At 64.3% G+C, this 13,081-nt stretch carries 15 protein-coding genes; 7 read left to right on the plus strand and 8 right to left on the minus strand.

Annotated elements, in window-relative coordinates:
* The 3 genes from AC1DKY_RS04320 to AC1DKY_RS04330 all read right to left on the minus strand — a co-directional run bounded on the left by AC1DKY_RS04320 (position 1) and on the right by AC1DKY_RS04330 (position 2,113).
* The gene (locus AC1DKY_RS04320) at positions 1 to 261 is read right to left on the minus strand and encodes a WGR domain-containing protein (RefSeq protein WP_046970406.1); all 261 of its coding nucleotides are present in this window, start codon (positions 259 to 261) and stop codon (positions 1 to 3) included.
* A 216-nt stretch (positions 262 to 477) separates the two neighbouring features.
* A complete protein-coding gene (gene aroB / locus AC1DKY_RS04325; RefSeq protein ID WP_441602494.1) occupies positions 478 to 1,581 on the minus strand; it encodes a 3-dehydroquinate synthase in 1,104 nt (367 codons plus the stop codon).
* Positions 1,582 to 1,585: 4 nt separating this feature from the next.
* Positions 1,586 to 2,113 (minus strand): shikimate kinase, encoded by a 528-nt coding sequence (locus AC1DKY_RS04330; RefSeq protein ID WP_441602495.1) that lies wholly within the window; start codon positions 2,111 to 2,113, stop codon positions 1,586 to 1,588.
* 58 nt (positions 2,114 to 2,171) lie between these two features.
* Here AC1DKY_RS04330 and AC1DKY_RS04335 point away from each other — a divergent pair, with 58 nt between their 5' ends.
* On the plus strand, positions 2,172 to 3,005 hold the full coding sequence (locus AC1DKY_RS04335; RefSeq protein WP_441602496.1) for an NAD-dependent epimerase/dehydratase family protein: 834 nt from the start codon (positions 2,172 to 2,174) through the stop codon (positions 3,003 to 3,005).
* 69 nt (positions 3,006 to 3,074) lie between these two features.
* Positions 3,075 to 3,419 carry a YbjQ family protein gene (locus tag AC1DKY_RS04340; RefSeq protein WP_046970402.1) on the plus strand — a complete coding sequence of 115 codons (345 nt, stop codon included), beginning with the start codon at positions 3,075 to 3,077 and terminating at the stop codon, positions 3,417 to 3,419.
* Here AC1DKY_RS04340 and AC1DKY_RS04345 read toward each other — a convergent pair whose 3' ends face one another.
* A complete protein-coding gene (locus AC1DKY_RS04345) occupies positions 3,420 to 4,250 on the minus strand; it encodes a kinase (protein WP_441602497.1) in 831 nt (276 codons plus the stop codon).
* Positions 4,251 to 4,292: 42 nt separating this feature from the next.
* Here AC1DKY_RS04345 and pdxH point away from each other — a divergent pair, with 42 nt between their 5' ends.
* The 3 genes from pdxH to AC1DKY_RS04360 are packed head-to-tail and all read left to right on the plus strand — an operon-like array spanning position 4,293 to position 6,167.
* Positions 4,293 to 4,880, plus strand: coding sequence for a pyridoxamine 5'-phosphate oxidase (gene pdxH / locus AC1DKY_RS04350; RefSeq protein ID WP_441602498.1), 588 nt, complete (start codon positions 4,293 to 4,295; stop codon positions 4,878 to 4,880).
* 20 nt (positions 4,881 to 4,900) lie between these two features.
* Positions 4,901 to 5,338: a secondary thiamine-phosphate synthase enzyme YjbQ gene (locus AC1DKY_RS04355; RefSeq protein WP_441602499.1), complete on the plus strand. Its 438-nt coding sequence runs from the start codon at positions 4,901 to 4,903 to the stop codon at positions 5,336 to 5,338.
* 4 nt (positions 5,339 to 5,342) lie between these two features.
* Positions 5,343 to 6,167 (plus strand): cobalamin-binding protein, encoded by an 825-nt coding sequence (locus AC1DKY_RS04360; protein WP_441602500.1) that lies wholly within the window; start codon positions 5,343 to 5,345, stop codon positions 6,165 to 6,167.
* A gap of 165 nt (positions 6,168 to 6,332) precedes the next feature.
* Here AC1DKY_RS04360 and AC1DKY_RS04365 read toward each other — a convergent pair whose 3' ends face one another.
* The 3 genes from AC1DKY_RS04365 to proC form a co-directional block, all read right to left on the minus strand.
* Positions 6,333 to 8,405: a M13 family metallopeptidase gene (locus AC1DKY_RS04365; protein WP_441602501.1), complete on the minus strand. Its 2,073-nt coding sequence runs from the start codon at positions 8,403 to 8,405 to the stop codon at positions 6,333 to 6,335.
* Between the two features lie 106 nt (positions 8,406 to 8,511).
* Positions 8,512 to 9,087, minus strand: coding sequence for a YggT family protein (locus AC1DKY_RS04370; protein WP_441602502.1), 576 nt, complete (start codon positions 9,085 to 9,087; stop codon positions 8,512 to 8,514).
* Positions 9,084 to 9,908, minus strand: a complete 825-nt coding sequence (gene proC / locus AC1DKY_RS04375; RefSeq protein WP_441602503.1) for a pyrroline-5-carboxylate reductase — start codon at positions 9,906 to 9,908, stop codon at positions 9,084 to 9,086. Before proC ends, AC1DKY_RS04370 begins: the two co-directional genes overlap by 4 nt.
* A gap of 305 nt (positions 9,909 to 10,213) precedes the next feature.
* Between proC and AC1DKY_RS04380 the strand changes: the two genes are divergently transcribed.
* Both AC1DKY_RS04380 and AC1DKY_RS04385 read left to right on the plus strand, forming a co-directional pair.
* Positions 10,214 to 11,254 (plus strand): type IV pilus twitching motility protein PilT, encoded by a 1,041-nt coding sequence (locus tag AC1DKY_RS04380; protein ID WP_441602504.1) that lies wholly within the window; start codon positions 10,214 to 10,216, stop codon positions 11,252 to 11,254.
* 109 nt (positions 11,255 to 11,363) lie between these two features.
* The gene (locus AC1DKY_RS04385) at positions 11,364 to 12,530 is read left to right on the plus strand and encodes a PilT/PilU family type 4a pilus ATPase (protein ID WP_046970393.1); all 1,167 of its coding nucleotides are present in this window, start codon (positions 11,364 to 11,366) and stop codon (positions 12,528 to 12,530) included.
* Between the two features lie 80 nt (positions 12,531 to 12,610).
* Here AC1DKY_RS04385 and AC1DKY_RS04390 read toward each other — a convergent pair whose 3' ends face one another.
* Complete coding sequence (locus tag AC1DKY_RS04390) at positions 12,611 to 12,973, minus strand: BON domain-containing protein (RefSeq protein ID WP_441602505.1); 363 nt, start codon at positions 12,971 to 12,973, stop codon at positions 12,611 to 12,613.
* Positions 12,974 to 13,081 lie beyond the last annotated feature (108 nt).

Below are 13,081 nucleotides of genomic sequence, written 5' to 3' on the forward strand. Positions count from 1 at the left end.
TTAAGGTCCGTACGGGCCATCCAGGCCTTGGCTGAACATCACGCGGAAGCCGCGCTTGATCTGCGCGTCGCGTGCTTTTTCGAAGGCGGCGAGCGCGTCGTCACGCTCGAGAAACTGCTCGCGCTTGAGGGTGGCCTTGCCGCCCTGCACACCCGATTCGCGATAAAGCGTCCAGCCGCCCAGCAAGTCCTGCTCCAGTGTGATCTGGGCATAGCGCGGCGCCTCGGCGGTGGCGGTCATGGCTTGCAGGTAAAGGCGCATGGAGTCCGGTTCGAAGATAAGGGCGGTCAACCGCAGACCCGCATTCTAGAAGGCTTCGCCCCTGAGGGGCGAGTGCGGCGGCGTGTCGCGCTAGGGCGAAAGCCGGGTGTTGTGAGTCTGTTGGCGTGCCGCGTCGCGCACAGGGTGCGCTCCCACATGAGTGGCTGACACCTGTGGGAGCGCACCCTGTGCGCGACTACGACGAAGCCCGATCCATCAGGTTGCAGCGCGCTCCAGCACCGCCAAAACATCCTTCTCATTCACCCCACTGACAATTTCAGCACGCCCAACACCCCGCCACAGAATCAACCGCAACGTGCCCGCCAGATTCTTCTTGTCCAGCCGCATCAGCGCGAGCAGTTGCTCGGGATCCATGCCGGCGGGAATCGTGGTGGGCAGGCCCATCGCAGCCAGCAATCGATGCAATCGTGCGGTATCGGCCGCCTCGCTCATGCCCATGCGCTCGGACAACTGCGCCGCGAGCAGCATGCCCACGGCGACGCCTTCGCCATGCAGCAGCACCTGGTATTTGCCAGCGGTTTCCAGCGCATGGCCAAACGTGTGACCGAGGTTGAGCAGGGCGCGTTCGCCTTGTTCGGTTTCATCGCGCGCGACGACGCCGGCCTTGTATTGCACCTTGCGTGCGATCGCTTCGATCAGCGGTGCGCTGTCGCGTGCGTTCAATGCTGGGGCGTTGTTTTCCAGCCACGCAAAGAAGGCCGGGTCGCCGATGGCCGCGCCTTTTACCACTTCGGCGAGGCCGGCGCGGTATTCGCGTTCGGGCAAAGAGGCGAGCGTGTCGGTATCGGCGATCACGGCGCGAGGCTGGTGGAAGGCGCCGACGAGGTTCTTGCCAGCGGGCAGATTTACGCCGGTCTTGCCACCCACCGACGAATCCACCATCGACAGCAGGGTGGTCGGCATCTGGATGAAGTCGATGCCGCGCATCCAGCAGGCCGCGCTGAAGCCAGCCAGATCACCCACCACGCCGCCGCCCAGGGCCACCACGCAGGCATCGCGGGTCGCTCCCAGTTGTGCCAGCGCCTCCAGTGCGCGACCGACGTTGGCGAAGGTCTTGTGCGCTTCGCCATCGTCGAGCAGGAAGCTCGACCAGTGCATGCCATGCAGCCCCGCTGCCACGCGCTCCAGGTAGAGCGGCGCCACCGTGGTGTTGCTGATCACCAGCGCATGGCGGCCGCGCAGGGCGGTGCGCCAGCGGGCGCCATCGGCGAGCAGGCCGGGGCCGATCCACACGGGATAGCTGCGATCGCCGAGGGCAACGTCGATGGTGCGGGGCTGGGTGTGCGTCGTGGTGGTCATGCGGCTACCGTTGCCAATGCTGGTCGATCAGGAGAATGCTGCGCGCGCTGGCGGCCTGCACGGTTTCGTGGGCGCCGGGGATCGCCAGATCCGCCAGTTCCTCGTAGAGCGACGTGCGACTGTTTGCCATGGCGGCAAGACGCTCGGCGCGGTCCACACCGGCGAGCAGCGGTCGCTGGCGATCCTGCGCCAGGCGCTCAAGCTGCTGCTCCAGGGTGGCCTGCAGCCACAGCACGTAGCCGCGTTCAGAGAGCAGGCGGCGGTTGGCCGGATCGAGCACGGCGCCGGCGCCGGTGGCCATCAGCACGCCGCTGCGGCGGCTGGTTTCCTCCAGCAGCGCGCTTTCGCGCTGGCGGAAGCCGGCCTCGCCCTCGATCTCGAACACGGTGCTGACCGGCACGCCGCAAATCCGTTCGATTTCCTGGTCGATATCGATGAAGCTCAGCCCATAATGGTCCGCCAGCCGACGCCCGATGGACGTCTTGCCGGCGCCGGTAGGGCCGACGATGAACAGGTTGCACGATGGATTCATGGGTAAATGCTAGCAGGCGCGAAAGCGCGCGGTGGCGGCCAGGGCAGGAGAGCATGCCATGAGCGCGCGCGTGCTGATTGCCGGTGCGGGCGATGTCGGGCTGCGGGTAGCGCGTCTTCTGCGGGCGCGCGGCGACGAGGTCTGGGCGCTGAGGCGTGGCGTTGCCAGCGATGAATACGGCATCCAGTGGATACAGGGCGATCTGACAAAGCCTGAAACGCTGCGCGCGCTGCCTGACGGCATTACGCATATCGTCTACCTGCCGACGCCCGATGCACGCGACGAGGCGCTGTATCGCGCGGTATTCGTGGATGGCCTGCAACACCTGCTGGACGCCATCGACACGCAGGCACTGCAGCGCTTGCTGTTCGTGTCCTCCAGTGCGGTCTATGGCGAACATGGCGATGCATGGGTCGACGAGGAAACACCGCCGGCGCCGCCCGGCTTCAACGGACGCGTGCTGATGGAAGCGGAGCGCTACGCGGCGGAACACGCGCCGGCCGTGGCATTGCGGCTCGCAGGGCTTTATGGGCCCGGACGCATGCAGCTGATCGAACGCCTGCGCAATGGGGTGGTGCGCGTGCCGCGCGCGACACCGCACTGGGCCAATCGCATCCATGTCGATGACGCCGCCTCGGCCATCGTCCACTTGCTGTTTATGCGCGACCCATTGCCGCTCTATCTTGGCGTCGACAACACGCCGCTGCCTTTGGACGCGCTTTATGACGCGCTCGCGCGGCGCGTGCAGGCGCCGCTACCCGCCGAAGGCGAGGCGCCCGCGGGTGTCGGCAGCAAACGCTTGAGCAATGCGCGCTTGCGCGCCAGCGGCTTCGTACCGCAATGGCCCGATGCGCGCGAGGGCTACGCTGCGTTGCTGGACGGCGACGCTTGAGTCACGATTCGGGCGCGCCACCGCCCGGTCAAGATCAGCTGTGATATTTCACTCATCCCGGAGAGTTCCATGCCCAGCAATGTGTCGCTCCATATGATCACCACCGGCAACGAGCTGCCGGGTTATCGCATCGTGCGCCCGATGGGCATCGTGCGCGGCATCACCGTGCGTTCGCGCAGCGTGGTAGGCAATCTCGGCGCCGCCTTGCAGACCCTGGTGGGCGGCAATATCACCATCTACACGGAACTGTGCGAGAAGGCGCGCGAAGAAGCCTTCGAGCTGATGATGCGCCACGCGGCGGAGCGCGGCGCCAATGCCGTGATCGGCATGCGCTACGACGCCAACGACGTGGCCGAAGGCGTGACCGAAGTGCTGGCCTACGGTACGGCGGTGGTGGTCGAGCCGGTCGCCTGATCAGCTGTGGTTGAGCGCGATGACGTGGCGGTCGTCGTCGTATTCCACCGAGGTGTCGGCCTGTTCCTTCAAGGTGGCGAGCGCGTGGCGGCTCAATCGTTCGTAATGGGCGAGAAAACGCAGCATGGTGTCGGCGTCCATCGCCAGCGGCGCATGGCGCGCCAACAGGTCTTCTTCCTGTTGGCTGCGCCAGCGGCGCACGATTTCCCAGTTGGGCGCCTGCAGCACGATCAAGGCATCGAGCTTGCGCCATAGCGGCTGGTAGGCGCGCAGCTGCTTGTTGACCCAGTGGCGCCAGATGCCTTCGGGGTCTTCGTCGCGTTCCAGCGAGTTCACCGGCTCTTCCAGCGCGGCCTGCAGTTGCGGACGCAGGCCGAGCGCCCAGCCTTCAAGGATCACCAGCTTGGGCGGTCGGATCACCTTGGGCCACTTCGACGGCGGCACACGAGTGTCGCGACCCTTGTCAAAGCGCGGGTAACTCACCGGCAATTTGTCAGAAGCCTGCGGCAATGCGGCCAGCACCGACAGCAACAGCTCGATTTCATGGGTGCCCGGCACGCCGCGGGTGCGCAGCAGCGGGTGGATCTGGTGAGCAAGGACTTCACGTTCGCTTCGCGAATAATAGAAGTCGTCCAGCGACAGCACCTCGCAAGGCCAGCCGCGGGTCTCGGCCTGTGCCTTCATCTCCCGCGCCAGCGTGCTCTTGCCGCTGCCTTGTAGGCCGGAAAGCCCCAGTACGTAGGGGCGGCGGGCGCGGGCAATGCGTCCGGCGTATTGGTCGAGCAGGTGCCCGGCCAGGGTTGAATTCTGCGTGCTAGCATCTGGAGACATGCCAGCCATGATGGCGCGCGCGAGCCACGATTCAAGACCCCCATGCTGAAACCAGAAATTCTTGACACTTTCGCTCAACTGCTGGACGAGGCTGCGGCGACGGGAGAACCCGAGCCCACGGCCATGAGTCTGGCCACCGTCGATGCGGCCGGGCGGGTGAGCTCGCGCATCGTCTTGCTCAAGGGTGCCGACGAGCGCGGGTTCCGCTTCTACACCAATTACGAAAGCGACAAGGGCAGCCAGCTCGAGGCGCATGCCCAGGTGGCGCTGTGCTTCCACTGGAAGCAGCTGCGCAACGCCGTGCAGGTGCGGGTGGAAGGTGTGGCGCGCAAAGTGCAGCCGGAAGAATCGGATGCGTACTTCGCCACGCGCGCACGCGAGAGCCAGCTCGGCGCCTGGGCGTCGCTGCAGTCGCAGACGCTGCCTGATCGCGAAACATTCGAGCAGCGCTACGCGCGCTACGAACACGAATTCGAAGGCCGTCCGGTGACGCGTCCGCCGCATTGGGGCGGATACGTGGTGGAGCCGGACATGGTGGAGTTCTGGTACGGCGCCGACTACCGGTTGCACGAGCGCGTGCGCTGGAGTCGTCACGGCCAGACCTGGACGAGCCGTCTGCTATACCCCTAAACCCGACCAAGGCTATCCGCATGCGTGCAGCGCCCGCCGATCACGTCGCCCAGAATGGTTTTGTCGTGCACACCCGCGGGCGCGGCTTCACCGACATCAGCGACAAGGTGAGTGATGTCGTATCCGCCAGCGGCGTGCACACGGGCATTGCCCATGTTTTCAGCCTGCATACCAGCTGTTCGCTGCTGGTCAGCGAAAACGCCGACCCGGCCGTACGCGAGGATCTGGAACGCTGGTTTTCGCGCGCCGTGCCCGATGGCGACGCCATCTTCCAGCATGACGAGGAAGGTCCGGACGACATGCCGTCACACGTGCGTGCCATTCTCACCGGCGTCAGCCTGATGGTGCCGGTGCACGCCGGGAAACTGCAGCTCGGGACCTGGCAGGGCATTTATCTATGGGAACACCGCCGCGATCCGCATCAGCGCAAGATCACGGTGACCGTGTTGGGGCATTGAAAGCGTGACTGAAATTCGCAGCAACACCGACCACTATCCGCAGCGCATCGTCTGCCTCACCGAAGAACCCACCGAAGTGCTTTACGCGCTCGGCGAGGAACATCGCATCGTCGGCATTTCCGGCTTCACCGTGCGGCCGCCGCGGGCGCGCAAGGAGAAGCCCAAGGTGTCGGCCTTCACCAGCGCGAAGATCGACGAGATCCTCAAGCTCGAGCCCGATTTCGTGGTTGGGTTTTCCGATATCCAGGCCGATATCGCGCGCGAGTTGATCAAAGCCGGCGTGGAGGTGTGGATCAGCAATCATCGCAGCGTCGATGGCATCCTCGCCTATATCCGGCGCCTGGGGGCGATGGTGGGCGCGTTCGACAAGGCAGAGGCCTACGCGCGCAAGGCCGAGCAGCAGATCGAGCGCATCCAAGCTGCAGCAGCTCAGTTCGCACGGCGTCCAAAGGTCTACTTCGAGGAGTGGGACGATCCGTTGATCACCGGCATCCAGTGGGTAGCGGAGCTGGTCCGCATCGCTGGCGGTGAGGATGTGTTTCCGCAGATGTCGGGCGAGTCCCTGGCCAAGCATCGCATCCTGGCCGATCCGCAGGAGGTCGTGCGCGCGGCGCCGGACATCATCCTGGGGTCATGGTGTGGGAAGCGCTTTCGCCCGGAGAAGGTGGCGGCGCGCGATGGCTGGGATGCGATTCCGGCCGTACAGCATGGTGATCTTTATGAGATCAAGTCACCGATCATTTTGCAGCCGGGTCCGGCGGCGTTGTTCGATGGGCTTGAGGCCATGCATGGGATTTTTGCGGAGTGGGACAGAAAGCAAAGCAGCTGACTTGCTTTCAAGGGCGCATCCGGAGGCCGCAAAAACACTGTGGGAGCGCACCCTGTGCGCGACAAGCCGACGGAGCGATACACCGCAGCGTGACCGTCGCGCACAGGGTGCGCTCCCACAGACCCAGCGATCCCTCTCCCGGAAGGAAGAGGGGTCAAAAAGGCATTACCAGATCTTCACCCGCTGATTTTCCGGCCGCCACATCGGCTGGCCCTGCTTCACGTCGAACGCCTCATAGAAATCCGGCACATTCGACAGCGGACCATTCACGCGCCACTTGGCCGGTGCATGCACGTCGGAGAGCAGGCCGGTGCGCAGCTGTTCCTGGCGTTCCTGTGACAGCCAACCCAGGGCATAGCCGAGGAAGAAGCGCTGCATCGGCGTGTAGCCGGCGATCTTTTCGCCCTTCTTGTATTGCTCGGTCTTCTTGAACGCATCGATGCCGATCATGATGCCGCCGAAGTCGGCGATGTTTTCGCCGAGGCTGGCTTCGCCGTTGATGTGCAGGCCGGGCAGCGGTTCGTAGGCATTGAACTGCTTGACCATCACGTCGGCGCGCTGCTTGAAGCGAGTGGCGTCTTCCTTGGTCCACCAGTCCACCAGGTTGCCCTTGGCGTCGTACTGGCGGCCTTCGTCGTCGAAGCCGTGGGTGATTTCGTGGCCGATGGTGGAGGCGGCGACGTAGCCGTAGACGACCGCATCATCGATCTGGTTGTCGGCGAAACCCGGGATCATGAACTGCGCGGCGGGCAGCACGATCTCGTTGTTGGAAGGGTTGTAGTAGGCGTTGTACGTCTGCGGGGTCATCTCCCACTCGTTGCGGTCCACCGGCTTGCCGAACTTGCTGATCATGTCTTCGGCTTGCCAGCGCGTGGCATTCATCATGTTCTGCGCGTACGAGGTGCGGCCGATGGTGAGCTTGGAATAATCCTTCCACTTGTCCGGATAGCCCACCTTCTTGGTGATCGCCGCCAGTTTTTCGTGCGCCTTGGCCTTGGTGGCGGGGCTCATCCAGTCAAGCTGGTCGATGCGCTCGCCGTAGGCGGTACGGATGGCTTCCACCATCGTGTTGTAGCGCTGCTTCGAGGCCTCGGAGAAATAGTCCTTCACATAGATGCGGCCAAGGATCATGCCGAGCGCATTGTTCTCGGCGCGCAAGGCGCGCTTCCAGCGCGGCTTCTGCTGCGCCTGGCCCTTGAGCGTGCGGCCGTAGAAGTCGAAGTGTTCGTTGTCGAAATCCGCGCTGAGGTAACTGGCGTATGCGTCCACCAGGCGCGCGCGCATGTAGTCGCGCAAGACGGGCGTGGGCGTCTTGGACAGCAGGGCCTGCATGCCGCTGAAGAATTCTGGCTGACCGACGATCACCGTGCTGGCCGGCAGCTTCCATCCGGCTAGGCGCGTGTTCCATGCAATGGCGGGCGTGTATTTGGCCGTGACTTCGGCCGGCGCCATCTTGTTGTAGTTCTTCTCGGGATCGCGCAGATCGGCGAGCGGGCGCGATACCTTGGCCAGCGCGGTTTCCAGAGCCATCACCTGCTTGGCGCTGTTGGCAGCGTCGGCGTCACTCTTGCCCAGCATGCGGAAGGTGCGGTGCAGGTGTTCCACATACGCGGTGCGCACCTTGGCGACACCTTTTTCCTGGTTGAAGTAATAGTCGCGCTCCGGCAAGCCAAGACCGCCTTGCCACAGGTGCACGGCCATCACGTCGCTCTGCTTTTCATCTTGCTGCACGGAGAAGTCGAAGAACGGCCCCACGCCCAGCAGCTGCAGGGCGAACGCTTCGTCGAGGGCGGAATTGACATCGTGCACGGCATCGATGCGCGCCAGTTCGTCCTTCAGCGGGGTGATGCCGAGCTGGTCGGCCAGCGCCTGGTCCATCGCGATGGTCCAGAAATCGCCGATCTTCTGTTCGTCGCTGCCGGGAGCGGCGCTCTTGTTGGCGGCGGCGTCCTCGCTGATCTTGCGCAGCTTGGCGTACAGCTCGTCCTGCACCACCTGGCCGATGCCCCACTGCGATTCCTCGGGCGGGATCGGATGGGCCTTGAGCCATGCGCCGTTGGCGAATTCGAAGAAGTCGTCGCCGGGCTTGACCGAAGTGTCGATGTGATCGGCGACCACGTCGGGCTTGGTCGTCGTCGGTGCTGCGGTGGAGCTGGCGGCATACGCGCTGCCGACCGAGGCGGCGGCAAGGGCCAGCACCAGCAAGCTGCGGCGCAGGTTGGGCAGGGTCGCTTTCATGCGGTGAATTCTCCAGGAGAGAGGTTTGACATGACGATGAAGCGTCCAGGGCGCGACGGCCGGCGATGTGTGCCGGCAACGAGAGCGTCATGGACGTGGAAAGGGTTCAGAGACCCAGCGCCAGGCGCGCGCCGAGGTCGGTCAGCGGCGAGACCAGCAGCAGGCGCGCGAGGATCAGCACGATCATCACCACCCACGGCGCGAAATCCAGGCCACCGGCGGTGAGCTTGCCGCGCAGCGGACGCAGCAGCGGTGACACCAGGCTGCCGGCCAGTCGATAGACCGGATGGTAGGTCTCGACCTGGAACAGGCTCATCAGCGACCAGATGAAGATCAGCACCACGTAGAACATGGCGATGAAGTCCAGAGTGTCGGCAATGGACAGCAGCAACAGTCCCAGCACGTGCGGAAACAGCCCGAGCAGGGCGAACAGCACGATGCGCTTGATCAGCATCAGCAGCCACACGATCAGCAGGGCCGCCACATTGAGTCGGCGCCAGTTCGGCAGCAGGCGACGGATCGGCGCCAGCACCGGGTTGGTGGTGCGGTAGACAAACTGGCTCAGCGGATTGTGGAAGTCCACGCGGCTGGCTTCGGCCAGCAGGCGCAGCACGAACAGCGCGGCGGCGGCGCCGAAGGCCAGTTCGACCAGGAAGGAGAGGGCGTTGACTAGGTAACTCACGAGGCATTGTCCAGGGCAGCGGCCAGCTCGGCGCCACGGCGCGTGGCGGCAGCCACGGCGTGGGCGACGGTCTGGGCGAAATGATCGGCGGCGAAGCTTTCCAGGGCAGCTTGGGTGGTGCCGTTGGGCGAGGTCACCCGCTGGCGTAGCACGCCGGGGTCTTCGCCGCTCTCCACCAGCATGCGGCCGGCGCCAAGGCAGGTCTGCGCGGCCAGCGCACGCGCGGTTTCACGCGACATGCCCTGGGCGAACGCGGCGTGCTCAAGCGCCTCGACCATGGCGAAGAAATAGGCCGGACCGGAGCCGGACACCGCCGTGACGGTGTCCATCAGCGATTCGTCCTCGACCCAGCGGGTGAGGCCCACGGCATCCATGATGTGCTGCGCCTTGGCGCGCTGTTCCGGGCTGGTGCGCCGGTTGGCGAACAGGCCGGTGGCGCCCGCACCGATCAGCGAGGGCGTGTTGGGCATGCAGCGCACGATCGGCAGGGCGTGGCCGAACCAGCGTTCGAGCTGGTCGATGCGCACGCCTGCCGCAATGGAGATCAGCATGGGGCGCTGGCGCACCAGGGTGTCCAGCAGCTCGGCATGGATGGCCGGCATGATCTGCGGTTTCACCGCCAGCACGAGCACATCGGCCTCCGCGGCGGCGAGGCGGTTCTCGGCATAGCTGGCGATGCCGAACTCGCGGCCCAGCTCCTGGCGCGCGTCGGCGCGGGGCTCGGCCACGGTGATCGATGAGGCGGCCACGCCGGTCTTGAGCAGGCCGCCGATCAGGCTGCGCGCCATGTTGCCGCCGCCGATGAAAGCGATACGTGTCATGCAGGGTCCTCACTAATGGGTCCGTACCTTACCGGAGCCCGGGGCCGCGCGTCCTGTGGCGGAAGTGCCCTCTGGACGGGCCTAAGCACAGCAACATCCAACCTGGTCCGCAGTTTGCGGCTTACGGCCAAAGGAAAGACTGGTGGCACGGCCCGCGCGGCGAGTAGTATCGGCCAGCAGCTTGGGAACGGGGAACGGACCTGTCGCACGGCTCGGCGCCTATGCGCCGCGTTGCCGCGTCTGGGGAAAACCGCCTCCCGCCCGGGCGTTTGCCATCCAGATGATTGGGTTCAAGGGGAAACCAGATGGATATCGCCGAACTGCTTGCCTTCTCGGTGAAGAACAAGGCCTCGGACTTGCACTTGTCCGCCGGCCTGCCGCCGATGATCCGCGTGGACGGCGACGTTCGCCGCATCAATATCCCCGCGCTCGAGCACAAGCAGGTCCACTCGCTGATCTACGACATCATGTCGGACAAGCAGCGCCGCGACTACGAAGAATTCCTCGAGGTCGACTTCTCCTTCGAGATACCCGGCCTGGCGCGCTTCCGCGTCAATGCGTTCAACCAGAACCGCGGCGCGGGTGCGGTGTTCCGTACCATTCCGTCCGAAGTGCTCACGCTGGAAGACCTAGCCGCACCGGGCGTGTTCCGCGAGCTGATCGAGCAGCCGCAGGGATTGATCCTGGTGACTGGCCCGACCGGTTCGGGCAAGTCCACCACGCTGGCGGCGATGGTCGACCACATCAACAAGAACGAATACGGCCACATCCTCACCATCGAGGATCCGATCGAATTCGTGCACACCTCGCAGAAGTGCCTGATCAACCAGCGCGAAGTGCATCGCGACACGCACGGCTTCAACGAGGCGCTGCGTTCGGCACTGCGCGAAGATCCCGACTATGTGCTGGTGGGCGAGTTGCGCGACCTGGAAACCATCCGGCTGGCGCTGACCGCGGCGGAAACCGGCCACCTGGTGTTCGGCACGCTGCACACCAGTTCGGCCGCCAAGACCATCGACCGTATCATCGACGTGTTCCCCGCCGGCGAAAAGCCGATGGTGCGCTCGATGCTGTCCGAGTCGCTGCGCGCGGTGATCTCGCAGTCGCTGCTGAAGAAGGTGGGCGGCGGTCGTATCGCCGCGCACGAGATCATGGTGGGCATCCCCGCGATCCGTAACCTGATCCGCGAGGACAAGGTGGCGCAGATGTACTCGTCCATCCAGACCGGCCAGCAGCACGGCATGCAGACGCTCGACCAGAACCTGCAAGACCTGGTGAAGCGCGGCCTGGTGACGCGTCAGCAGGCGATTGGCTATGCGCGCAACAAGGACATCTTCAAGGGGTAACTAGGGCAAAGCACATCGGGAACAGTCAAAGCACATTGGGTTACTCCATCCTGCGCGGTTCCTGCTTTTCCCATTCGCTGTTTGCTATTCACGATTTGCGGGGGTTCCCATGAGCGACTTCGATTTCACCTCCTTCCTCAAGTTGATGGTGCACAAGAAGGCCTCCGACTTGTTCATCACGGCCGGCGTGCCGCCGTCAATGAAGGTGCAGGGACGCGTCGTGCCGATCACCCAGAGCCCGCTGTCCGCGCAGCAGTCGCGCGACATGGTGCTGAACGTGATGACGCCCTCGCAGCGCGAAGAGTTCGAAAAGACCCACGAATGCCAGTTCGCCATCTCGGCGCAGGGCGTGGGTCGTTTCCGCGTGTCGTGCTTCTACCAGCGCAACTGCGTGGGCATGGTGCTGCGTCGCATCGAGTCGAAGATCCCGACCATCGAGGAACTGAGCCTGCCGCCGGTGATCAAGCAGCTGGCGATGACCAAGCGCGGCATCATCATCTTCGTGGGCGGTACCGGTACCGGTAAATCGACCTCGCTGGCTTCGATGATCGGCTACCGCAACGCCAACTCGACCGGTCACATCATCACCATCGAAGACCCGATCGAATACGTGCACAAGCACGAGGGCTGCATCATCACGCAGCGCGAGCTGGGCATCGATACCGACAGCTGGGACAACGCGCTGAAGAACACGCTGCGCCAGGCGCCCGACGTGATCATGATCGGCGAAGTGCGTACGCGTGAAACGATGGAACACGCGATCAACTTCTCCGAAACCGGTCACCTGTGCCTGTGCACGCTGCATGCGAACAACGCCAACCAGGCGATGGACCGCATCCTGCACTTCTTCCCCGAAGACCGCCGCTCCCAGCTGTTCATGGACTTGTCGCTCAACCTCAAGGGCGTGGTCGCGCAGCAGTTGATCCCCACGCCCGACGGCAAGGCGCGTCGCGTGGCGGTGGAAGTGCTGTTGGGTACGCCGCTGGTGCAGGATTACATCCGCCAGGGCGAGATCCACAAGCTCAAGGAAGTGATGAAGGAGTCCACCAACTTAGGCATGAAGACCTTCGACCAGAGCCTGGTCGAGCTCTATCACGCCGGCGAGATCTCCTACGAGGATGCCCTGCGTCACGCGGACAGCTCCAACGAAGTGCGCCTGCGCATCAAGCTTGCACAAGGCGGCGATGCACACACCTTGTCGCAAGGCCTGGACGGCGTGGAGCTGGAAGAAACCAAGGACTCGCAGAACTTCGGCGGCGGTCTGCTGCACCGCTGAGATTGTCGTAACGATGCAAAAAGAAGGAGCCCAACAGGGCTCCTTCTTCGTTTTGGCGGCCGCTGTGCGGCGCGCAGGGCTTACTTCGCGGTATCGGCGACGGTCAGGCCGCTGGCGTCGACGCTCTTCACGCCCTTCACCTTCTTGGCCACGCCTTCGACCTTGGCCTTTTCGGCCGCGCTGCTGGCAGTGCCGGTGAGTGTCACCACGCCGTCCATCGTGGTCACCGAAATATCAGTGCTCTTGACGTTCTTGGTCGTCGCCAGCTCCGACTTCACCTTGGTGGTGATCCAGGTATCGGCCGTTTTATCGGGCACGGTCTGGTTGTCCGACGACTTCTGCATGGCGTCCTGGGCGGCAACCTGTGCGACAGGCATGGCCGAGAAGGCAGCCACTAGACCAGCGGCGATCAGCGTCTTGCGGAACAGGTTGTTCATGCGCATGGGGAATCTCCTGTGGTGGGGAATCGCTGTCCATAAGACAGACGGTTGCCGCTCGCCGCGGCCTCCGTGACTCCATCCAAACAGTTTGGGTATGAATCAATCATGGCT

It is taken from the genome of Dyella sp. 01N448 (assembly GCF_056399225.1).